This window comes from Aliidiomarina sanyensis (genome assembly GCF_003987175.1).
GTDB classification, from domain to species: Bacteria; Pseudomonadota; Gammaproteobacteria; order Enterobacterales; family Alteromonadaceae; genus Aliidiomarina; species Aliidiomarina sanyensis.
Genome location: NZ_PIPM01000037.1, coordinates 1 through 1,244, shown reverse-complemented (window position 1 = coordinate 1,244; position 1,244 = coordinate 1). Strand labels below are relative to the sequence as shown.

1 protein-coding gene is annotated in these 1,244 nt (G+C 45.8%); it reads right to left on the bottom strand.

What is annotated here, in order from left to right; genetic code table 11:
- Positions 1 to 30: 30 nt before the first annotated feature.
- Positions 31 to 1,181, bottom strand: a protein-coding gene (locus CWE11_RS11960; protein WP_126777854.1) for an IS3 family transposase whose coding sequence is annotated in 2 segments (ribosomal slippage) — positions 31 to 938 and positions 938 to 1,181 — 1,152 coding nt in all. Because the reading frame shifts where the segments join, the coding sequence is not laid out codon by codon here.
- Positions 1,182 to 1,244 lie beyond the last annotated feature (63 nt).

Here is a 1,244-nt window from a genome sequence, read left to right as displayed (position 1 = left end):
TGATCCGTACCACTAAAAGTGGACACTTTGCTAAGCACTATTTTTTAATTCAAAGTTCTCTGGGCTGAGATAGCCAATAGCACTATGCCTTCTTGTCTTGTTGTAATCAACTTCGATGTACTCAAAGACTGCTCGGCGCATATTCTCTCGATCCATGATGGGCTCGTCCTGCAAGGCTTCTACCTTTAATGAGTGAAAGAAGCTTTCGGCACAGGCATTATCCCAACAATTTCCTTTTCGGCTCATACTCTGAGTAAGTCTATGTTTTTTAATTAAATCTCGATAATCGCTTGAACAATATTGACTACCTCGGTCGCTGTGAACAATGATCCCTTCGGGAAAGCCTCTGCGAAATAAAGCCATTTTCAGAGCATCACACACCAACGTTGCGGTCATTCGGTTACTCATCGACCAGCCAACAACCGAGCGTGAATATAAATCGATGATTACCGCTAGGTACAGCCAGCCCTCACTAGTGAATAAATACGTGATATCGCCAACCCACTTTTGATTCGGAGCACTTGCCGTAAAATCTTGCTCCAGCAAGTTTGGCGCCACAGGCTGATTGTGCTTACTGTCCGTGGTGACCTTAAATTTACGTGCAGCCTTAGGTACAAAGCCCTGGCGTATCATACTATTGCGAATAGTTTTGATGTCGGGTGTCATGTCGAGCTCTGCCAAATCCACTTGGATACGCCGAGCGCCGCTGCGCTCTTTCGAGTCAATAAATGCCTGCTTAATCGCCTCGTCTCGCTCAATTTGACGCTGCTCTCGAGGATTGACTGTCTGACCATGTTTCCGCCAGGCATAATACCCACTACGCGATACGTTGAGCACGTTCACCATCCGCTTTAAGCTGAATTGATGCTGGTGCTCAAGAATAAACTCAAATCTGGCTATTTTTGGTTCTTCGCGAAGTAGGTGGCCGCCTTTTTTAATATGGCCAGGTCCTCTGCCTGTTCAGCTAATTGACGTTTTAATCGAGCAATTTCAGCGGCTTGCTCTGCTTCTCTGGCGCTCGTGCTAGATTTTTTTTGCGCCGCAGTCCGCCAACTGTACAGCTGGGATTCGTAGACTTTTAGTTCTCTAGCCGCTGCTGCAACGCCTATTCTTTCAGCTAATTTCAGGGCTTCTGCTTTAAATTCTTGTGTGTGGACTTTGCGTGTTTTATTTGCTTTCATGATTCACCTCGTTAAGTGATTTTACTCACTTAGCTCGGTGTCCAAAAGTACTGGTACGGATCA